Source organism: Pirellulales bacterium, from assembly GCA_035939775.1.
In the GTDB taxonomy this organism is placed as follows: Bacteria; Planctomycetota; Planctomycetia; order Pirellulales; family DATAWG01; genus DASZFO01.
Window position 1 is genome coordinate 15,252 of record DASZFO010000180.1, and the last position, 18,232, is coordinate 33,483.

The 18,232-nt window shown below is 62.5% G+C and carries 15 protein-coding genes and 1 tRNA gene; 14 read left to right on the plus strand and 2 right to left on the minus strand.

Going from position 1 to position 18,232, the window contains the following annotated elements; translation table 11 throughout:
* Position 1 precedes the first annotated feature (1 nt).
* From VGY55_11760 to VGY55_11790, 7 genes are all read left to right on the plus strand, one after another.
* The gene (locus VGY55_11760) at positions 2-271 is read left to right on the plus strand and encodes a hypothetical protein (protein ID HEV2970636.1); all 270 of its coding nucleotides are present in this window, start codon (positions 2-4) and stop codon (positions 269-271) included.
* 115 nt (positions 272-386) lie between these two features.
* Positions 387-980: a hypothetical protein gene (locus VGY55_11765; protein HEV2970637.1), complete on the plus strand. Its 594-nt coding sequence runs from the start codon at positions 387-389 to the stop codon at positions 978-980.
* A gap of 106 nt (positions 981-1,086) precedes the next feature.
* A complete protein-coding gene (locus VGY55_11770; protein HEV2970638.1) occupies positions 1,087-1,476 on the plus strand; it encodes a hypothetical protein in 390 nt (129 codons plus the stop codon).
* 34 nt (positions 1,477-1,510) lie between these two features.
* Complete coding sequence (locus tag VGY55_11775; protein HEV2970639.1) at positions 1,511-2,125, plus strand: hypothetical protein; 615 nt, start codon at positions 1,511-1,513, stop codon at positions 2,123-2,125.
* Between the two features lie 50 nt (positions 2,126-2,175).
* A complete protein-coding gene (locus VGY55_11780; protein HEV2970640.1) occupies positions 2,176-4,185 on the plus strand; it encodes a hypothetical protein in 2,010 nt (669 codons plus the stop codon).
* A 3-nt stretch (positions 4,186-4,188) separates the two neighbouring features.
* Positions 4,189-4,362: a hypothetical protein gene (locus VGY55_11785; protein HEV2970641.1), complete on the plus strand. Its 174-nt coding sequence runs from the start codon at positions 4,189-4,191 to the stop codon at positions 4,360-4,362.
* Positions 4,363-4,804: 442 nt separating this feature from the next.
* Positions 4,805-5,965 (plus strand): tyrosine-type recombinase/integrase, encoded by a 1,161-nt coding sequence (locus VGY55_11790; protein ID HEV2970642.1) that lies wholly within the window; start codon positions 4,805-4,807, stop codon positions 5,963-5,965.
* A 132-nt stretch (positions 5,966-6,097) separates the two neighbouring features.
* Here the strand turns inward: VGY55_11790 and VGY55_11795 are convergent.
* Positions 6,098-6,179: transfer RNA gene (locus tag VGY55_11795), tRNA-Leu, on the minus strand.
* A 323-nt stretch (positions 6,180-6,502) separates the two neighbouring features.
* Between VGY55_11795 and VGY55_11800 the strand changes: the two genes are divergently transcribed.
* Together VGY55_11800 and VGY55_11805 are read left to right on the plus strand one after the other, a co-directional pair.
* Positions 6,503-7,621, plus strand: coding sequence for a hypothetical protein (locus VGY55_11800; GenBank protein HEV2970643.1), 1,119 nt, complete (start codon positions 6,503-6,505; stop codon positions 7,619-7,621).
* 71 nt (positions 7,622-7,692) lie between these two features.
* Positions 7,693-8,433: a hypothetical protein gene (locus VGY55_11805; GenBank protein HEV2970644.1), complete on the plus strand. Its 741-nt coding sequence runs from the start codon at positions 7,693-7,695 to the stop codon at positions 8,431-8,433.
* 128 nt (positions 8,434-8,561) lie between these two features.
* Here the strand turns inward: VGY55_11805 and VGY55_11810 are convergent, their stop codons facing one another.
* Entirely contained in the window at positions 8,562-9,215 is a 654-nt protein-coding gene (locus VGY55_11810; protein ID HEV2970645.1) for a Uma2 family endonuclease, read from the minus strand.
* A 203-nt stretch (positions 9,216-9,418) separates the two neighbouring features.
* On the opposite strand from VGY55_11810, the gene VGY55_11815 reads away from it, so the two are divergent.
* The 5 genes from VGY55_11815 (at position 9,419) to VGY55_11835 (ending at position 18,164) form a co-directional block, all read left to right on the plus strand.
* Positions 9,419-9,655, plus strand: coding sequence for a FeoA family protein (locus tag VGY55_11815; protein HEV2970646.1), 237 nt, complete (start codon positions 9,419-9,421; stop codon positions 9,653-9,655).
* A 54-nt stretch (positions 9,656-9,709) separates the two neighbouring features.
* A complete protein-coding gene (locus VGY55_11820; GenBank protein HEV2970647.1) occupies positions 9,710-9,934 on the plus strand; it encodes a ferrous iron transport protein A in 225 nt (74 codons plus the stop codon).
* 35 nt (positions 9,935-9,969) lie between these two features.
* The gene (feoB, locus tag VGY55_11825) at positions 9,970-12,252 is read left to right on the plus strand and encodes a ferrous iron transport protein B (GenBank protein HEV2970648.1); all 2,283 of its coding nucleotides are present in this window, start codon (positions 9,970-9,972) and stop codon (positions 12,250-12,252) included.
* 56 nt (positions 12,253-12,308) lie between these two features.
* On the plus strand, positions 12,309-12,509 hold the full coding sequence (locus VGY55_11830; protein HEV2970649.1) for a FeoB-associated Cys-rich membrane protein: 201 nt from the start codon (positions 12,309-12,311) through the stop codon (positions 12,507-12,509).
* A gap of 165 nt (positions 12,510-12,674) precedes the next feature.
* A complete protein-coding gene (locus tag VGY55_11835; GenBank protein ID HEV2970650.1) occupies positions 12,675-18,164 on the plus strand; it encodes a carboxypeptidase regulatory-like domain-containing protein in 5,490 nt (1,829 codons plus the stop codon).
* Positions 18,165-18,232 lie beyond the last annotated feature (68 nt).

Here is an 18,232-nt window from a genome sequence, read left to right on the forward strand (position 1 = left end):
CATGCCCCAGAATTTTCGCAACGCCGGCGCGGGCGATGCCACCGCCAGATGGGACGAAGCGCGGTTCGCCGAAGCCGAAAGGATCCGCAACACGCCGGCCGGCCGGCGGATGAAGGACCACGAAGTAATGGCACAAGCGATCTGCAACTTGGTCGAAAGCGACCCCGAGCTGCACCAGGCCATGCTAGCGGCCGCGCCGTCGGACTATGCGCGGCGAGTCGCGTCCAAACAGCGCCGGAGCGAACAGACCGTTTTACGACGATACGCGTAGCGGAGGGGTGAGCCGAGCGCCGGCGCAGGTTGCACGCAGCGGCCGCCCGGCGCTCGGTATGGCGGGGAGCCGCGAAGTTGACCACGTTTTCAAATCACGTTTTCGGAGGATCAACATGAATAAGAGTGCGAGTATCGACCCGATCAAGGCAATGCGTGACGAGCACGACGCCAAAAAAGAGGCGGCCGAGCGGGCGGTCCATCAGGCGATCGGCGATCTTGAGGACGGGAAGGCGGTTGACCCGAAGCACCTCACACGCATCGCGAATGATGCCGGTCTATCGCCGGATCAATTGGAGGAATTGCGATCCAAGGAAAAAGAGCGACGGCGGCTGGTAGCGCTGGTGGCGACGAAAGAGGAATGCCTGAAGGAGAGGGCCGCATTGATCGAGCGGGCCGGCAAGCTGCGCACCGAGAAGCGGGAAGTGGAGAAGCGGCAGGAACAAGAGCTGCGTGATTTCGACCATCGGATTGGCGAGATTCAAAGCAGCTCGAGCGAACTGAGCGCGCGTCTTCTCGCGATTACCGACGCCGAGATGAAGCTCGCGAACTCCCCCAAGCGGCCTGAGTCGCCGCCAAAGTCGTTTGCGCAAAAGCAGAAAGAGGCGACCGACAAGCTATTGCAGGAAAGGGGCGAGGTGCTGGACAAGGCGGCGGACCGGGAGCACAAGATCCGGGAAGAGCAGCTCCGAAGCGGCCGCAGAGGCTGAAGTCGGATTTGTGCCGCGAGCAGCTCGTGCCTTCGCCACGGCGACCGCGGCGGCGCCCCTCGGCCACGCAACACGCAGAGGGCTTTGATTGGAGAGGATGATTTGAATGCCCGAGGTGCCATGGATCCCGCGAACGTTACTCGTCTTTACCGGATGGCCATTTGTCGCGGCGGGCTTGGCCGTGCATCGCGGCTTGGATATCGAGGCGATCGAATGGCAGGGATTGTTTGTTAGTGACCTGGCCGAGTTGACGCCGCTGGCTTGCAGCGCGATCGGCCGCGTAACCCGGTTTCGGTTCGGTCGGTACCGCGATGCGATGGAGTGTTTTTGGCCCCGCCCGACGACCATCTTCCTCGATTCCTACTACATTGCTGAGCAGACGCGGATCCTGGAACGGATGGCGGCGAATCAGGAGAACGGCACAACGACAACGATCCTCGACCACGGGGAAGCATCGCAGGCAGTGCAAACTCCCGCCGTACGCGCGGGCCGTTGACGCCGCGGAAAAGTGAACCTAACGGAAAACTGCCATGCCAAATCTCATTATCACAATCTCCATGCCGCAACGGATGGAGAATCTGATCAAGCGCGACCACAATCGGATTGCGAAAGAGGCGCTGCGGGCGGTCCTCGAGGAACACCACAAAAAACGGATCCCCGAACATTTCAAGCCCTACGCCCACGCCAAATACGGCTATCGGAACCGGACGACCAAATACCGCAGCCTGAAGGCGCGGCTGGGCCTGGGCGACGTCGACCTGGTCCTGACGGGCGCGACCGAAGCCGAAATGACCAGGAACGCCGAGATCACGATGAGCGGCGCCGCCGAGGGGGCGCAGAAGAGCCTCGGCGGGACGATGACCCTTAAGTTTCCTTTCGGCTCGAAGATGCAGGCGAGCTATGCGAAGAAGTCGCGCAGCTACACCGGCGGCGGCCCAAAGCGCTACGGCGAACAGCCGAAGCGCGGCGGCGTCAACTTGGAGGAGATGAGGCGCGAGATTCAGTTCATTCGCGATGACGAGGCGAAGCAGATGGCCAAACAGTTTTTGGCGGAGTATATGAAGCGCTACAACGCGCTCGACGCCGCGATTAAGGAAATCGAGTACGCACGCGGCGAGGAGCGCCGCGCGGCGGCGGGCTGGTAGTCGCGCGTTCGCGTTTTCAGTCCGCGTTTTTCAAAAGGAGGTTGCAGCCGATGCCTTCCCGCCAAGCCCCCACGATCCGCGTCTACTTCGACGGCACCGAGCAAAAGTCCGTCCGGGCCATGAAGGTCCAGCGGTCCGCCGGCGGACATCGTTTGGATCACTGCGTCGTGCGGCAGGACCTGGCCAAGATGAATCCGCCGCATCGGATCATGGATTTCGGCGTCGAGCAGGCTGCGAAGGTCAAGTGCAAGATCACCGGCCAGCTTCCCGACGGCGGTGATGAGTTCGTCTACTTCGACGGGATCCTCACCCAGACCCGCGTCGTGATCGACGGCGGGGACGAGGTGCTCGAGTATGTCGGGCAATTGGCCGAGTATCTGTTCGGAGTGCCGATCATCGGCCAATACGTCGGCACTCCGGAGGGAGACTACACGCCGATCGACGCCCCCCTGGTATTCAACCCCGAGATCGACGGCAGCACATTCGGCAACAAAGACACGGCCGTCACGATCGAGGACTTTCCCCCGCTCAGCCCGCCGGCGTTTTTGGATCCGGAGGCGCTACGCTCGAACGCCTCGCGGCAGGTCTACGGCGTCGATCCGCTGCCGTCGGGCAAAGCGGCCGATCCGGCGCAGCTCTGGAAGCTCTCCGAGGCCGTCGAATACCTCATGTTCGCCGGCAACACCGAGAACGATCAGACGATCGAGAACGCCGGCGACACGGCCATGGTGGTCGATGACGAGAAGGATCTGGTGCGCGATATTCGCCTGCCGCAGGGACTCTATTTGCCGGCGGCCCTCGACCATCTGCTCGAGCCGCTGGGATACAATTGGTTCGTCGCGGCCGATCTCGACGGCAAGGGGCGGACGATCCAGGTTTTCAAGCGCGGCACGGGGACCGACCAGGTCGCCGTCTCGCTCCAGCGCCCCGGCGACTCGCTCTCCACGGACGTCACCGACCAAGGTTCCGACGCGGCCCGGCTCGATGTGAACTACGATCTGGGCTCGCTCTATAACCAGATCGTCGGCCTGGGCGATTACGTCGAGATCGAGAGCACGTTCACGCTTTCCCCGGCTTGGAACGATTCGGAGGATTCGACGATCCTCCAGATTCATCTCCTCAATCGGAAAAACAAGGGTTTCGACCAGAGCCCTTTCCGCGACGTGGGTAGGCGCTATGTGCTGAACGAGGCCGGCGACTACAACCAACGACGCAGTGGCCTCGATACGTTCGACTTCGTGTCGTTTCTCTCCGACCCGGTGCTCGACGACAACCCGGACGCGGCATTGCCCAAACGCCGGAAGTTTCACCCCGCGCTCACGCTCGGCGCCGATCTGCGGCCGATCGGCAATCCTCAGGGGTGCACGATCGAGTATTACGAGCCGATTCTGGGCGGCCAATCCGGCTGGAAACTGATCAGCGGCGGAGTGTCGATTCTTCCGACCGAATGCGGGATCTATCTCAATAGCGACGAACTCCCGGAATGGGTTTACCGAATTTACGCAACGACGAAAGCTCCGCCGCAGGTTCGAATTACTGCAACGGTCCGTTTCGATCTGCGGTTGCGCGGCAAGGCAGAAAAACAGGACACGTCCCCAAATGGCCTCACGCACGAGCTGGTGCTCGATTGGGCTCATCTATTTCGGTATCGGCAGGTCGATTCGACCAGCCAATACTCCGGCGACATCCAGTCCGGGAATCTCTCGGCCCTGCAAGACGACGACACCGAAGCGATCCAATCCTACTGCGAGCAGATCCGCGACGCTTGGGACATGTTGGCGATCAACGGCGCGATCACGATCGAAGGAGTCGACGACTTCCGCGCCGACCCGCCCTACGAGATCGGGCAGAGCGTCACGGCTGTCCATGGCCGCAATATCAGCTTGAACGCCCGCGCTTCGGGCGACGGCCGCGGCGAGGCCTTCCCGCAGATCGTCGGGATCACCTACGACTTCCAGCGCCAGACCACCACGCTCCAGCTCGAGCGCTATCGCGAGAAAGTCCGGTTCTTGAAAGAAGCCCACGGCGAGATCACGGAGATCGGACCGCAAGCGCGATGAAACATGGAAACGGGAACGGCCAGAGAAGCGGGGGACGTTAAACGCCAGAACGTCGCGGAAGCGCTCGCGCTCCTTCTCAAGAAATTAGACGATACCGAGCCTGAGATCGACAACTTGCGCCGCGAATTGCGCGAGAAAACGAAGGGGCTTGCGAAACATGGAGACGGGCTGGATTGATCGAACGTGGATTGAAGGCGGCCGAATCCGCGTTGCGGAGAGTGACGAAGTGGTGCATTTCAAGTGGCCCGATTGCACCATCAACCCGAAAGACTGCGGCCACGGGACGCAGGTTATGTTTCACGTCATCATTGAACGCGGCAAGCGCGGCGCCATCGGAGTGGTGCTCCGGCCGCCGAAAAATGCGGGATGAAAACTATTTGACTTTCAAGCGGTCGGCGCCCAGAATGCGGGCCGTCGGCCGCGGTGCCTGATAACACCAAATCCGATCGCCAGCATCGGCACAAACGAAGGCTTCTTGATGCCATACCAAATGTTCCCAGACCGCCCGTAGCGGGCTTGTCGCAAGGCGAGCCGGCGTCCCCCTTCGGACGCTTATTAGCGCTACGGGCGGCCTGGGGGCGTTTGGCCGCGCCCGATCGGCGCGGCGGAGGGTTCCAGTATGAGAGCCTGGCTTTTCCAACCCTACGCGCGAAAGCTCAAGCTCGGCGCGGAGGATTGCCCCTGGTCGGTCGGCTGGTATGACCCCGAGGGCCGCAAGAAATCAAAATCGGTCGGCTCGAAAAGCGCTGCAGAGAAGCATCGGCAGAGGATCCAAGGGCAGCTCGCCGCGGGAACTTATGAAGACGTTTCCCGCAAGCGCTGGGATGAATTCGAAGCCGAGTTTGAATCGAAGGTCATGGCCGGGATGGAAGATGGCACGCGCGAAGCGACTCGGCATGCGCTCAACCATTTCATCAGAATCACCAGGCCGATGAAGATGCAGGCGATCACCAGCAAGACGATCGCCGACTACATCGCGGCCAGGCGGCTCGAGCCGAAGCATCGGCCACGGCCTGCGAAACGCAACTCTGAGCGACCTCGGCCGGCGACCGGTACTGTCGCGAGAGTTTCGCCGGCGACAATCAACAAAGAGCTGCGCACGATCCGCGCCACGCTGAACAAGGCCGCCCGCTGGGGATACCTCGCGAAGACTCCGGAGATCGAGTTTCTCCGGGAACCGGGAAAGCTCCCCATTTACATCCCGCCCGAGCACTTCGCGAAGTTGTACCGTTCCTGCGATTCGGCACGCTGGCCGGCGCAACAGCCCTATGCCGCCGCGGATTGGTGGCGAGGGCTGTTGATGATGGCCTATATGACCGGCTGGCGGATCGGCTCGCTTTTGGCGGTCCGTTGGGACGATGTTGATCTGAAGGCCGCGACCGCGGTTAGTCGGCACGATGACAACAAAGGGAAGCGCGATCAAAAAACTCCCCTCTATCCGATCGTGGTGGAGCATCTCGCGAAGCTGGTCGGTTTCGATTCCAAGGTCTTCCCTTGGCCCTATTCGCGCCGATCGATCTGGACCGAATTCGAAAAAATCGGGCTGGCCGCCGGTGTCCGACCGGAGGACCGGAAGAAGCCCCATTACACGTTCCACGATCTCCGGCGGTCGTTCGCCACGATGAACGCGGCGGCGCTCACTCCCGAGGCGCTCACGTGCCTGATGGGGCATACCGATCATCAGACCACGCAGAGGTATATTAACCTCGCGGAGCAATTGAGACCGCGCCAATTCAAGCTCTTCGTCCCGCCGACAACCGTGGTGGCCGACGCCGGCTGAGCCGTGCTGTTCGTCTTCAAGGTGTCGGTCTGACTACGTCCGCCCGGTGGAGTTTTTTTGGAGTTTCAGTCCAGTTCCGGCCGCCGATCGGACTCGGGCCGAGCCGACTTTCGGCCGGGAAAATCCGGGAAATGCGAGAGGAGGGATTTGAACCCACACACCTTTCGGTACTGGATCCTAAGTCCAGCGCGTCTGCCAATTCCGCCACTCTCGCAAAGAGTTACGCTGTAATCATTTGAGCATCGTTTGCTCGGGTGTCAATTGGATTGCCCGGCGTCCGGCTTAAGTCGTTCGCGGCTCGTTATTGTCGCGCTGCCTTCTCCATGCGGACATTGAAGCCAAGTCGCGATGTCGCATGGAAAGTCTCAATTGGCCTGACCTTACGATGAGCCGTGTCGTCGCGAATAATAGACCACGCTTGACCGAGCGGCTTCCGCAGCTAAGCTGAAATCTGAGGTTTGCGGCCCGATCGGAGATTCAACGGGGCTGGGCCGCGAGCGGGCAGAAAAAGCGTTGCAAGCGTTTCCACAGGGTGCGATGAGTCGATTTCGCTTTGAGGTTGCGACGGCGGAGGATGACGCCGAATTGCGGCGGGTGCTTGCCGCCACGCCGATGCCGGGACATGTTTCCGTCAGCTATCGTCGCGAACCGAGCTATTTCGCCGCGGCCGCGGTCAGCGGCGGGTTTCATCAGGTGCTTGTCGTCCGCGACGCCGAGGCTGGCCGAATTGCCGCCTTCATCTCGCGCTCGGTTCGCTCGATGCGGGTCAATGGCCAGCCCGAGCCGATCGGGTATCTGAGCGCTTTGCGGGCGTTGCCGCAGTACCGTAGCGGCGGCCTTTTGGCGCGAGGCACTGCTTATCTTCGGCATCTGCATTCGGATGGTCGGGCGAAGCTCTACCTGGCGACCATTGCCGAAGGGAACGACAAGGCAATTAGCGTGTTGACTTCGGGGCGTTCCGTGCTGCCGGCGTTTCATCCGGCCGGACAGTACTTCGGACTTGCGGTCCCGATCTCAAGACGCCGGCGCCGCGTCAGTTTTTCCGCCGGTGAGACAACGCTGGCCGAAGCTCGGCCGGAAGACCTGCCGGAGCTTCTCGACTTTCTGCGAATATGGGGACCGCGACGGCAGTTCTTTCCTGAATACGGCCCGCACGATTTTTTTCACGACGAAGCGACGTTCAAGGATCTGCAACCGAGCGATGTGCTCTTGGCGCGCCGCAACGGTCGGCTGGTCGGCACAATCGGCGGCTGGGACCAACATGGATTCAAGCAATCGATCGTGGAAGGTTACGGCGCCGCCCTGCAATGGGTTTCGCCGGTTTATAATCTATGGGCGTCGGTGCGCGCGAGGCCGGGGCTCCCGCGGCCCGGTTCAGAGCTGCGCTATTTGACGGCGGCGATCCCGGTCGTGGCCGACGACGATCCCGAAGTGTTCCTGGCGCTCGCGCGGGCGGTGCTAGCACGAGCCGCGGGGGGCGAGCATCAATATTTGATGCTGGGACTGCACGAGCGCGATCCGTTCTTGCCCGCCGCGCGGCGGTTGGGAGGTAGAACGTACGCGGGTCGGTTATACTTGGCTTGCTGGAATGACGGCGAGGAATTGCGCGAGCGAGTCGACGATCGCCCGCCATACATGGAACTTGGATGCATGTAACGGGCGACGGGCGTCAGAACACGAACGGCGCCGTGTTTTGAATGCGCCGACTTCACAACAGAGGGTAGACAATGCGACTTCAGGGGCGTCTGCGGCAGGTTGCCGACATTAGGAAACGCGAGCGAAATCAGATGTTCGCTCTGATGAATCGGCATTTTGCCAATGTGCAACGCGCGCAGTTCGACGCCGATTTGGATGAGAAGCGGTGGGCGATTCAAGTGGTCTGTCCGGCGACAGGCAAAATTCGCGGCTTTTCGACGCAGACGCTGATCGAGCAGCGGTTTGAGGGGCGGCCGATCCTGGCCGTCTTCTCCGGCGACACGATCGTCGATCCCGGCCATTGGGGGCAGAACCTCGTCGCCCAGGTCTGGACGCAATTCGTATTCTCGTTGTTCGATGCCTATCCCTACGCTGAACTTTATTGGTTCCTGATTTCGAACAGCTTTCGCACCTATCGCTATTTGCCTGTCTTCTTCCAAGAGTTCTATCCCTCGTTCCGCGAGCCGACGCCCGATTGGGCAGTGCGGCTGATTGACGCCCTGGCTGGCCCGCGGTATCCGACGGCCTACGACTCGGCGACGGGCGTCGTGCACGGGCATTTGTGGTCCGGCTGCCGGCCGCGGAGCGCCATCGCCGGAGTGACACCCGAGCGCATGCGCGATCCGCATATCGAGTTCTTCGCCGAGCGAAACCCGGGCTACGTTCACGGCGACGAACTCTGCTGCATCGCTCCATTGACGATCGAGAACTTCACCATGGCTGCGCAGCGGATCGTCGGGCCATCAAGGGAATTGCTGCCGGTGCGACTCTGATCTAACTCGTCTGGCGGATGGCGAACCGTCGGTTTGTGTCGAAGATCGCGAGCGCACGTCCCGACGCTGGCAGCGTCGGCGACGATGTCATGCCATGCGTAAGATCTCAACCGACGCAGGGCGCACGCTCACGCCGCCGGCTCGTTCAGTTCCTTGAGCGCGTCAATTGCCTTGGGGCGGGTGGCGGGCCAGAGCCAAGCGGTCTTTAGCCGAAATCCGGTCACCGCACTCGATACGAGCCAGCCGTCGAGTTCGGCAATCTGCTCGTAATTCTGCTTGTCGGTAAGAACGTAAAGCTCAACATGTTCCGACATTGGATCGATCACCCAATACTCGCGCACCCCCGCGGCCTCGTATTCCAAATACTTGATGCGCCAGTCGCGCGCCTCACTCTCGGGGGAAACGATCTCCATGATCATGTCGGGTGCGCCCTCGACGTGATTCTCGCGGACTCGATCCGCGCGAGCGTTGGAAACGAACAGAATGTCGGGCTGGCGACGAGTGCGCTGCTGCGCGAAACGCACTTGCGATTCGGGACCCAATATGATCCCGAGGTCGCGCTGTTCGTTGAAGTCACCTAACAATCGTGCGAGCCAGTGGAACAGCTTCGTATGCCGGTTGCTCACGGGCGACATCATAAACAGTTCTCCTTCGGCCCATTCGGCGCGGCTGTCTTCCTTGAAGCACCAGGCGACGAATTCATCTTCCGTCATGCGCTGCTTGGGCACGATAGGCAAATCGAATAATGCCGCATTGGCGAGCGAGTCTTCGTGTGTTGACATGGCGGAAACTCCTTCATGCTCAGGATATATCGCCGATTGTAGGCGGGCAACAAGCGGCCGAGGCGTTTGCCATTTTTAAATTCGCCGAAATGAATGAAATTCGCGCAACGCCACTTGCAATGCCTAATCGGCTCCGATAGAATCACACGAATAATGAGAATGAGTCTCAATTACCTTAGAGGTTTTCACAAGAAGCCGCTAGTATGAATGAGTTGATTCCCCTCGATCGCCTGCAATCCGGTGAAGTTGCCCAAGTCGTGGAAATCGTAGGGCGGCCCGAACAGGTTCAGCGTATCAATGAACTTGGAATTCGCGGGGGCGTGGAAGTGGCCGTTGTCCGCTCCGGCAAACCCTGCATCCTCCGGCTGGCGGGCCAGACGCTCTGCTTCCGCGCTAACGAATTTCTCAATGTGCTGGTCCGGCCCGCCGTGCCTGCTTAAATGTGGAGCGCCGAGCCAAGGCGAATTGTCTCGGCGCAATCGGGTGTTTGGCCAATGTGGCTGAATGAATTGGCGATCGGGGGCAGCGCTCGGGTGACGCGAGTTACGGGGGCGGACGAGATCAGCACGCGCCTTCTGGAAATGGGCCTCACACCTGGCATCACGCTTGCCGTTCTCGGCGCCGCTCCCTTGGGCGACCCCATCGAATTGGATCTGCGCGGCTACCGGCTCAGTATTCGCAAGTCGGAAGCCGCCCGCATTGAAGTCGAAGCCTTGTAGCGATTGGTCGACAACTTGTCACCTCGTTCTCAACCATGCCTGCCACCAGCACGCCAATCAAGACGCTGACGGTGGCCTTGATCGGCAATCCAAACACCGGCAAATCGACGCTGTTCACGGCATTGGCCGGCGTGCGACAACGGATCGGTAATTATCCGGGCGTGACGGTCGAGAAGAAGTTGGGCCAGATGGAATTCGGCGGCCAGCGGTTCGCCTTGGTCGATCTGCCGGGCACATACAGTCTCGCTCCGCGATCGCCCGACGAAATGGTGGCGGTCGATGTCTTGCTCGGCCGTCGAAGCGATGTGCCGCCGCCGGATGTTGTGCTCTGCATTGTCGATGCCAGCAATCTCGAGCGGAACCTGTATCTCGTTAGCCAGGTGCTCGAACTTGGGCTGCCGACGATCGTTGCTCTGAACATGATCGACGTTGCTTCCGAACGAGGCGTCAAGATCGACGTTGGCCGAATCGCCGAGCGGCTGGGCATTCTGGTGATCGAAGTGCAGGCAAATCGGCGGCGTGGAATCGGTAAGGTTAGGACCGCGCTTGCCGAGGCGATCGGTCGCCCGCGACGGATTGCCACCAGCCCACTGCCGGCCGCGTTCGGCGCGGAGGTGACTCGGCTTGAATCCCTGCTCGCCGCCAATTGCCAACCGATCAACGGCGTCTGCCCTTGGCCGAGGTATTTAGTCGAGCGGCTGCTGCTCGATACGAGTGGTTATCTCGAACAGTCGGCGGTCGCGGGCGGCAATGGCGATTTGCGCCCGGCGCTCGAGGCCGCTCGCCGACGTCTGGCCGAAGCGGACTGTCCTGTCCCGGCGGTCGAAGCGCTGGCCCGCTACGCATGGATCGGCAAGACTCTCGATGGCGCCGTCGCCCGGCCTGCGGTGCGCACCCTGTCGGCCACGGACCGGCTCGATCGCATCTTGACTAATCGCATTTGGGGCACGCTCGTGTTTGCCCTGTTGATGCTGGTGGTCTTTTCGTCGATCTTCGTCGCCGCCAAACCGATCATGGAAGTGATCGACGGCGGCGTGAAGTGGCTTGGCGAACAAGTCGAGGCGGCCTTGCCGGAAGGAGCGCTCCAATCGCTTTTGTCGAAAGGGATCATCGCCGGGGCGGGGAGCGTGATCGTGTTTCTGCCGCAGATACTGATCCTGTTTTGCTTCATCGCCATCTTGGAAGATTGCGGCTACATGGCCCGAGCCGCGTATCTGATGGACCGGCTGATGGTCCGCGTGGGGTTGAGCGGCAAGTCGTTTATTCCGCTGCTTTCGTCGTTCGCCTGCGCGATTCCTGGCGTGATGGCGACGCGGGTGATCGAGAACCGCCGCGACCGTCTCACGACGATCCTGGTCGCGCCGCTGATGAGCTGCTCGGCTCGATTGCCGGTCTATACGCTTCTGATCGGCGCGTTCATTCCGAGTCGGACCTTCCTGGGCGGGTGGATCGGGCTGCAAGGGCTGACGCTGTTTGCCATGTATCTGGTCGGGATCGTCACGGCCGTGATGGTCGCTCTGGCGCTCAAAAAGACGCTGCTTCGCGGGGCCACTCCGCCGTTCGTGATGGAATTGCCGCCCTACAAAATCCCCTCGCCGTCGATCGTGTTGCACAGGATGTTCGAGCGCGGCTGGTCGTTCGTCCGCCGCGCGGGGACGCTGATTGTCGCTGTGGCAGTGGTCGTTTGGGCGCTGCTTTATTATCCGCACAATCCCGCGACCGTTTCCGTGGATCTCCAGCAGCAACAGGCTCGTTTGGAAGCGCGATTGGCTTCAGTGGAAGCTGGCGCTGCGGCAGCCGAAGAGCGAGGGGCGCTCAAGCGAGAGTTGGCGCGGTTTTCGAGCGAGCCCGAGCGCAAGAAGCTCGAAGCAGGCGCCTATCAGCGGCAGAGTTGGCTGGCGTGGATGGGGCATGGGATCGAGCCGGCAGTACGGCCGCTGGGCTGGGATTGGCGGATTGGCTGCGCGGCAATTGCCTCGTTCCCGGCTCGCGAGGTGGTGCTCGGCACCCTCGGCGTGATTTATAATCTGGGGGACGATGTCGATATTCACGACAACGAGGGACAAACGCAATTGCAAGCCGAGTTGCAGCGCGCGACGTGGGACGGAACCGAGCGGCGCGTATTCAATGTGCCGGTCGCGCTGTCGCTCATGGTCTTCTTCGCGTTGTGCGCCCAATGCGCGGCAACGCTGGCGGTGATCAAGCGAGAAACGAACAGTTGGGGCTGGCCGATTTTCACGTTCACCTACATGACGGTGCTTGCCTACCTTGGGGCGCTGGCGACGTTTCAGGTGGGAATGTGGTTGACGACGGGCTAGGGACGAAGAACGGGGCTCGGGATTCGGGATTCGAGGACGCGCAAGCGACTGGGTAAATGACTTTTGATTGGCAGAACACCGTCGCGGTCGCACTGGTTCTTGTGGCGGCTGTCTATCTCGGCTGGCGCGGATGGCGGATCGTCGCGCGCAAAGCCGGTGGCTGCGGGGCATGCTCGAATTGCCCGGCCGACCAATCGCCGGCCGGAAAGCCGCTTGTTTCGCTGGATGCTCTGTCGCCGCCGAAAGCCAGGCAATAGCCAATCGCTGTTGCCTCGAATGCGGCCGAAGCGGTATACCAGAACCGTCGGTCAGGCGCTATTGTGCCAGACACGCGCGGAGATTCCCGAACTCACCATCGAAAATCACCGTAGCGCTTTCTGGGCTGCGATGTCAGTCGCCCGCGGATTGTGGAAGGATTGCAAATGCCGGATGAGACAGGTTCAGCGCGATCGGTGAGTGAGGCGCCAAAGGTCCGCCGCGGGCGGAGCGTGTGGCGGCCCGGCCGGCAGACCGGGGGTTGGTATCGCTCGCGCTGGGTCCGGCGTGGACTCGTCACACTGCTCTTCGTGGCGATGGTGGCCACCCTGATCGTGCTCGTCTTTCCGCCCCTCTATCATCCCAACGCCCAACTCGTATTCTTGACTGGCGCCGATTATCACCCGCTCCGCGCGCCTCCTGCCGCGTACGCCCTCGAGGATTTCGGCGCGCTCGAATCGCTCGACAAGGTGCTCGACAGGCACGGCGCCGAACCCGGTCCGCTACTGCTCGGCCAGATGCGCTCGGCCGGCGCCATGCGCACGCTTTCAGAGGACTTGAGCGGTTCGACTCCGGAAAGCGCGGGCGCGCTGATCGTCTACGTGGATGGTCATGGCGTCTCGGACAACGGCACGGCCTATCTGCTCTGCCGCAACTACGATCCCTCTAATCCAGTCGCCGGCCGCTATCGGCTTCACGACCTGCTGCATCAGCTTAGCGGTTCGGCGGCGGCGGTAAAGCTGTTGATCCTCGACACAGGCCGAATTGAGGCCGATCCGCGGATGGGAATGCTCATCAACGAGTTTCCGCGGCTGTTGCAGCAAGAGGTCGAGCAAACCGGCGACCAAAACCTCTGGGTGCTCACCTCCAATGCGATTCTCGAGCGTTCGCACGTCTCGCCGGCACTCGAGCGGTCGGTCTTCGGCTATTTCGTTGCGCTTGGGTTGCGCGGTGCCGCCGATCTCAATGCCGACAAGGCGATCGACGTCGATGAGCTATATCGCTACGTGCGGGCGAACGTGAGCGCCTGGGTGCGCACGGCGACGGCGGGCCACGAGACGCAAACGCCGCTCTTGCTCTGGGGCGGAGGGTCGAATTTGAATCCGCCGCATTCCCTGCCGGTGCTGCTGCCGGTTTCCATGCCGGCTGGCGGCCGGCCCGGCTTGAAACTGCCGGCAGCTTCGGCCAAGTTTCCCGAGGTCGGCGGTGGCATCGCCTCTCCATATACGAACCGGGCGACACAAGACTTTGTTCCGGTCGCCGCGAAGAGCCAGAAAAAGGTTCCCGGACTGAAACAAACCCGCAAGGCGGCGAAGACCAACGCCAAAGTCTCCAGGAGAATCGACGCGTCGAAAGAAAAGCAGGCGACCGAATCACCGAAAGCCGGAGCGCCCGGTCCGGCCAAGGCTGAACCTTCCGCGCCATCGAATGAAAAGAGCGGTGCTTCGGCAGAGGGAAAGTCCGCGGGGAACGAGAACAAGGAACCGGGATCGTCAGGCGATGGCCAAGCCGCGCCGGATGAAAAAGAGGGTGCCGGGCCCGATGCCGCGGATGAAACGGCCGCCAAATCTTCCCAAGGCAAGCCCAGGGCGCCGTCGCCTCCGCCGACCGCAGGCGGATTATTGGCTCAAGCCTGGCAATTGCGCGACGACATGGAATCGCCCGGCGACGAACCGCGAGCCCTCGACTACGCCCCGCAAACGTGGCACGAATATCAGCAATGGCTTTTGGCGGAAGAGCAACTTTATCGGGCCGGCGACGTCAGCGACCCGAAGGAGATTGCCGCGTCGTTGACGAAGGCGCTGGCGCGGCTGGCCGTCGTTCCGACCCCGCCGCCGCTCGACAAGGACCAGCCGCCGGACCTGGCCTCGCGAATCAGTGCGCTGCGGCCGCAACTTCCCGACGGCGTCGATGCTCCCTGGTCGCTTGCGATGGCCCAGTTTTTTTCCCAGCGAAGCCGCGCGGCGATGTCGCCCGAGGCGATCGACGCGGCGCGAGCGCTCGATCGATTCGCGACGGACGGAACTCCCGCCGAGTTTGCCGCCTGGATCAAGAAGCTCGGCCCAGCCCTCGATGGATTCTCCGAGGCGCGCTGGGCGCGGCAATTGTCCAAGCTGCAAGGACTCGATTGGCCGGTCGTACAGCTTGCCCTGGCGACGCGCCAATTGGGCGAGCAGGTCGTAATCATCTCCCCGACGACGCTTCCCTGGATCCGCGAGCGGTTGGAGGCGGCCGATCGATTGCGGCTCTCCGGCGAGCGCCGATTGACGGATGCGATTGGCACCGATCGCCAAGCCATCGCCACGCGACTGTTTCGGCAGGCGACCGATCTTTATCACGAGTCGGCCGACGACATCGCTGTCGTGTCTGGCGCCACGCAACTTCGCAACGACTTGATGAATCGCGCGCCGTTCTACGTCGCTTGGCGAGAAGCTGCCGGCTGGGAGCCACCCGCTGAGGCCCCGAAAGATGCCGACCTCGTGGCGCTATTCGATCGACTCAGCGAACTCGACGCGACGCTCGCCGCTGCCGATCCAGTTCAATTGGAGCATGTGAACAAGCTGGCGGCCGAGCTGGCGACGCTGGCCGACCGAATTGAATCGGGGTCGGCCGAGGCGAACGTCGCGAATTTGGCCGGTCCCGCACCGGGCGTCGGAAGTGGTTGGCGCATTGAGCTGCTGCTCTCCACGCCGCTCTTAAGCGCTGAATCGCGCGAGCGGCTGCTCGCCGTCGCGGCCGACTCTGAGGCCAAGCAGGCCGCAAACTATCGCCCGGCGAACGTCGATTCGGTCTTCGACCCGATTCCCGGCGCCACGCCGGCGCGCTGGCAGGCGATCGTCGAACGAGCAGAGACTGAAATGGCGCTGGCGCGGCTGGCTGCCGGCCGCGGTCCCGATGCGAGTCGGTTGCTCGACCCGCTCCAAGACGCGGCCGCCGAGTTGAAGGCCGCCGAGCAGCGCCGCGCGGAATCGGGCCAGTCTGCTGCCATTGAACTAGACGAGCCGCTCTGGCTAGCCTGCCGAAAATTCGGCGGCGCGCTTCAGGATTTCTACCATAATCTGCCCGGTCAGGTGGAAACGCTCGTCGCCCAACAATCGGATCTCACCGATGCCGGCAAACGGCCCGCGCGGATCTCGGCCCTGCGCTCCGCCGCGCGAATGCTGCGCTTGGCCGACGTGCGCGACCAGGCGCAAAGCGCCAGCGCCAATCCGGCCGCGCCGCTGGCGGCGGCTTCGCTCTACGACTTACTCGTCTGGCAGAATCAGCGATTGCAGGCTTCACTGGCCGACGCGCCGCCTGCCGACGTCGGCTATTTGGCCGACGCTGCGGCGTCGTATTCCGCGCAAGCCGATCGAATTCCCTTGCAGCCTGCCACTTCACCAGCAGCCCTGCCGCCGCTGGCCGTCAACGGTTCAACGGCGATCAACCTCACGACCGAGCCGGAGCAATTGGTCGAGTTGTCGCTCCATTCGAGTTCGGCCGAGCCGACCGACGTTTGGATCGTCTGCCGGTATTCACCCGAGCTGTTGGACGTTCTGGCCGTCGGCGCGTCGAACGTGTATCACGATCATCTGCTTCGTGCGACGACCAAGAATTCGACCGGCATGCCTTCGGACCAGGACACCGTGCGTCCGGACCGATTGTCGCTGCCTGCCACGTTCCAAGTTCGCGCGGGGGGCACGGAGCCGCTGCGGCTCAAAGTGCGCTCGAAAGCCGGGGCGCGGCAAACGACGCGATTGATCGTCCAAGCGATTTCAGCCGGCGCCTTCGTGCGGCACGAGACCGACGTCGCGCTACCCGCCCCGCAGACGATCGAGCTGGCCGTCGAGGGAGCGCCGGGCACATGGACACAGTCCGACGCTCAGGTCTCGCTCTTTCCATTTCCCAATCGGAAGACCGGCTATCGTTTCAGCTTGATCAACAACGGGCTGACCGATCGTAGCGTCGACATCGAGTTCCTCGCTCTCGACGCTCGATCCTCGGTTTCGCCTCCGGCCGCCGGGCTGGCGGAGGAAGACGCCGCCCGAATGATGGCGCGGTTTGGCCCCATGCGCTCGGTTGCCGTGCTGACTAAAGTCTCGGTCCCCGCCGGTGCCAAGCCAGTTCCCCTTCCGTTCCCCGTGCCCGACGAAAAGAAAGCCGCCGAGCCGGCTAAGCCGCAAGCGAAACTCACTGCGACCGCGAGCGCGGCGCCAGCATCCAAGGCCGCCACTGCGGACGAGCCGCCCGCGCCGCCGCGGCCCGTGCTGGACCGCGGCTTCCTGGTCGTGGTGACCGATCGCGAGACGCAACTCAAGACGATCACTCGGATCGACATCGAGCCGCAGCGGCCCCGGCGCTACGTTCGCCCGCAGGTGGGCTACAATCTCGATCGTGAGACGCTGCAAATTCGCGTCGTTCCGCAAGACAAGGCGCTCTTGCCGCCCGACGGCGTCCACGTCCATGCGGACATTGCGACACCGCTCCCTCCGGGAACACAAGCGCAGCTCGATGCGGACGTGAAGGCCCCCGATTACGTCGCCAATCTGTTCTGCGAGTTGCCGGCCGACGCCGCCAAGGTTGTCACCGTACGGCTCACGGTCGATGGCTACCCGCGGGCGTTCGTCTATCATGTGCCCTGCGGGATTCAATCGAGCGATCTGGCCGAGGAGACAGATCTGCGCGAGGTTCGCATCCTGTCGCCCGCGGCCGAGACAGCATATCGAGCGCCGATCGACAGCATTCCGGTCGATGCCGAGGTCGATGCGCCGCTCGGCGCGTTTCAGAATCCGGACGACGTTCTGGAAATCGGGATCGACGTGGATCGCGACCGCGACCTGCGCGGGGAGCCGAGCGTGCGGCTCGCGGCCGACCGACAAGTGAACATCTGGCTGGATCGCGCGGGGCCGGGCGGGCTCATTTCGCTCGACTCAAATGTCGGCGATTTCCATCTCACCGTGCCGACCCCCGCCTTGCGCAATGCGCGCGTGGACGTGCTCGGCCGGGTCTTTTCCGCGGGCAAGACGGGTTGGAGCGAGCCGGTCGAGATTCTGCTCGACGGCACCCCGCCGCGGGTCGAGCGCGTCGAACTCCTGCCGACCCCGGTTGTGATCGGTCCCGATGTCGAGGCGTCGATCTGGGCAACCGACGACAATCTAAGCGGCGTGGTCAAAATCGAAGTGGGCTTCGACACCTCCGGCCATGGGAAGTTCGACGACACCGTCGAGCCGTTCGAGTTGACCCGTGACGCCACCGGCCGCTGGTTCGGCAAAATTCCCACCAAGCCGCTCGATCCAGGCACGCTGACGTTCCTGATCCGCGCGACCGACCGGGCCGGGAACGTCAGCGATTACACCAAGGTCAAAGCTCGTATCATCACCAAGGCCGAGGCCGACGCGGCTGCCGAAGCTCCGAACGCTCGGCTGCAAGGGACTGTCCTGTTCGGCAACGATCCGGTGCCGGCCGCCGAGATGACGATCTCCTCGGAAAAGGGACCGAAAATCTCCCCAATCACAACCGACGACCGCGGCAACTTCACGTTCGCAGGCCTCCCGCCGGGCAAATACAAGCTGGCCGCGAAGGCGGTGCTCCACAACAAGACCCGCAAGATGGAGTTGGACGTCACGGTCGAATCCGCCTCGGCGAATCCGAGGCCGGTACGGGTGATTCTGAAATAGAAAGTAGAATGTCCCCATTTTCGGCCCCCGCCACGATCAGTCAACCCTGGCCGAGACTCTTGAAACCG

Bases quoted from the DNA above. Each gene is read 5' to 3' on its own strand.
- VGY55_11805 (HEV2970644.1), top strand. From the start codon at position 7,693: ATGCGACTTCAGGGGCGTCTGCGGCAGGTTGCCGACATTAGGAAACGC.
- VGY55_11800 (HEV2970643.1), top strand. From the start codon at position 6,503: ATGAGTCGATTTCGCTTTGAGGTTGCGACGGCGGAGGATGACGCCGAA.
- VGY55_11790 (HEV2970642.1), top strand. From the start codon at position 4,805: ATGAGAGCCTGGCTTTTCCAACCCTACGCGCGAAAGCTCAAGCTCGGC.
- VGY55_11780 (HEV2970640.1), top strand. From the start codon at position 2,176: ATGCCTTCCCGCCAAGCCCCCACGATCCGCGTCTACTTCGACGGCACC.
- VGY55_11820 (HEV2970647.1), top strand. From the start codon at position 9,710: ATGTGGCTGAATGAATTGGCGATCGGGGGCAGCGCTCGGGTGACGCGA.
- VGY55_11830 (HEV2970649.1), top strand. From the start codon at position 12,309: ATGACTTTTGATTGGCAGAACACCGTCGCGGTCGCACTGGTTCTTGTG.
- VGY55_11785 (HEV2970641.1), top strand. From the start codon at position 4,189: ATGGAAACGGGAACGGCCAGAGAAGCGGGGGACGTTAAACGCCAGAAC.
- feoB (HEV2970648.1), top strand. From the start codon at position 9,970: ATGCCTGCCACCAGCACGCCAATCAAGACGCTGACGGTGGCCTTGATC.
- VGY55_11760 (HEV2970636.1), top strand. From the start codon at position 2: ATGCCCCAGAATTTTCGCAACGCCGGCGCGGGCGATGCCACCGCCAGA.
- VGY55_11775 (HEV2970639.1), top strand. From the start codon at position 1,511: ATGCCAAATCTCATTATCACAATCTCCATGCCGCAACGGATGGAGAAT.
- VGY55_11810 (HEV2970645.1), bottom strand. From the start codon at position 9,215: ATGTCAACACACGAAGACTCGCTCGCCAATGCGGCATTATTCGATTTG.
- VGY55_11770 (HEV2970638.1), top strand. From the start codon at position 1,087: ATGCCCGAGGTGCCATGGATCCCGCGAACGTTACTCGTCTTTACCGGA.
- VGY55_11835 (HEV2970650.1), top strand. From the start codon at position 12,675: ATGCCGGATGAGACAGGTTCAGCGCGATCGGTGAGTGAGGCGCCAAAG.
- VGY55_11765 (HEV2970637.1), top strand. From the start codon at position 387: ATGAATAAGAGTGCGAGTATCGACCCGATCAAGGCAATGCGTGACGAG.
- VGY55_11815 (HEV2970646.1), top strand. From the start codon at position 9,419: ATGAATGAGTTGATTCCCCTCGATCGCCTGCAATCCGGTGAAGTTGCC.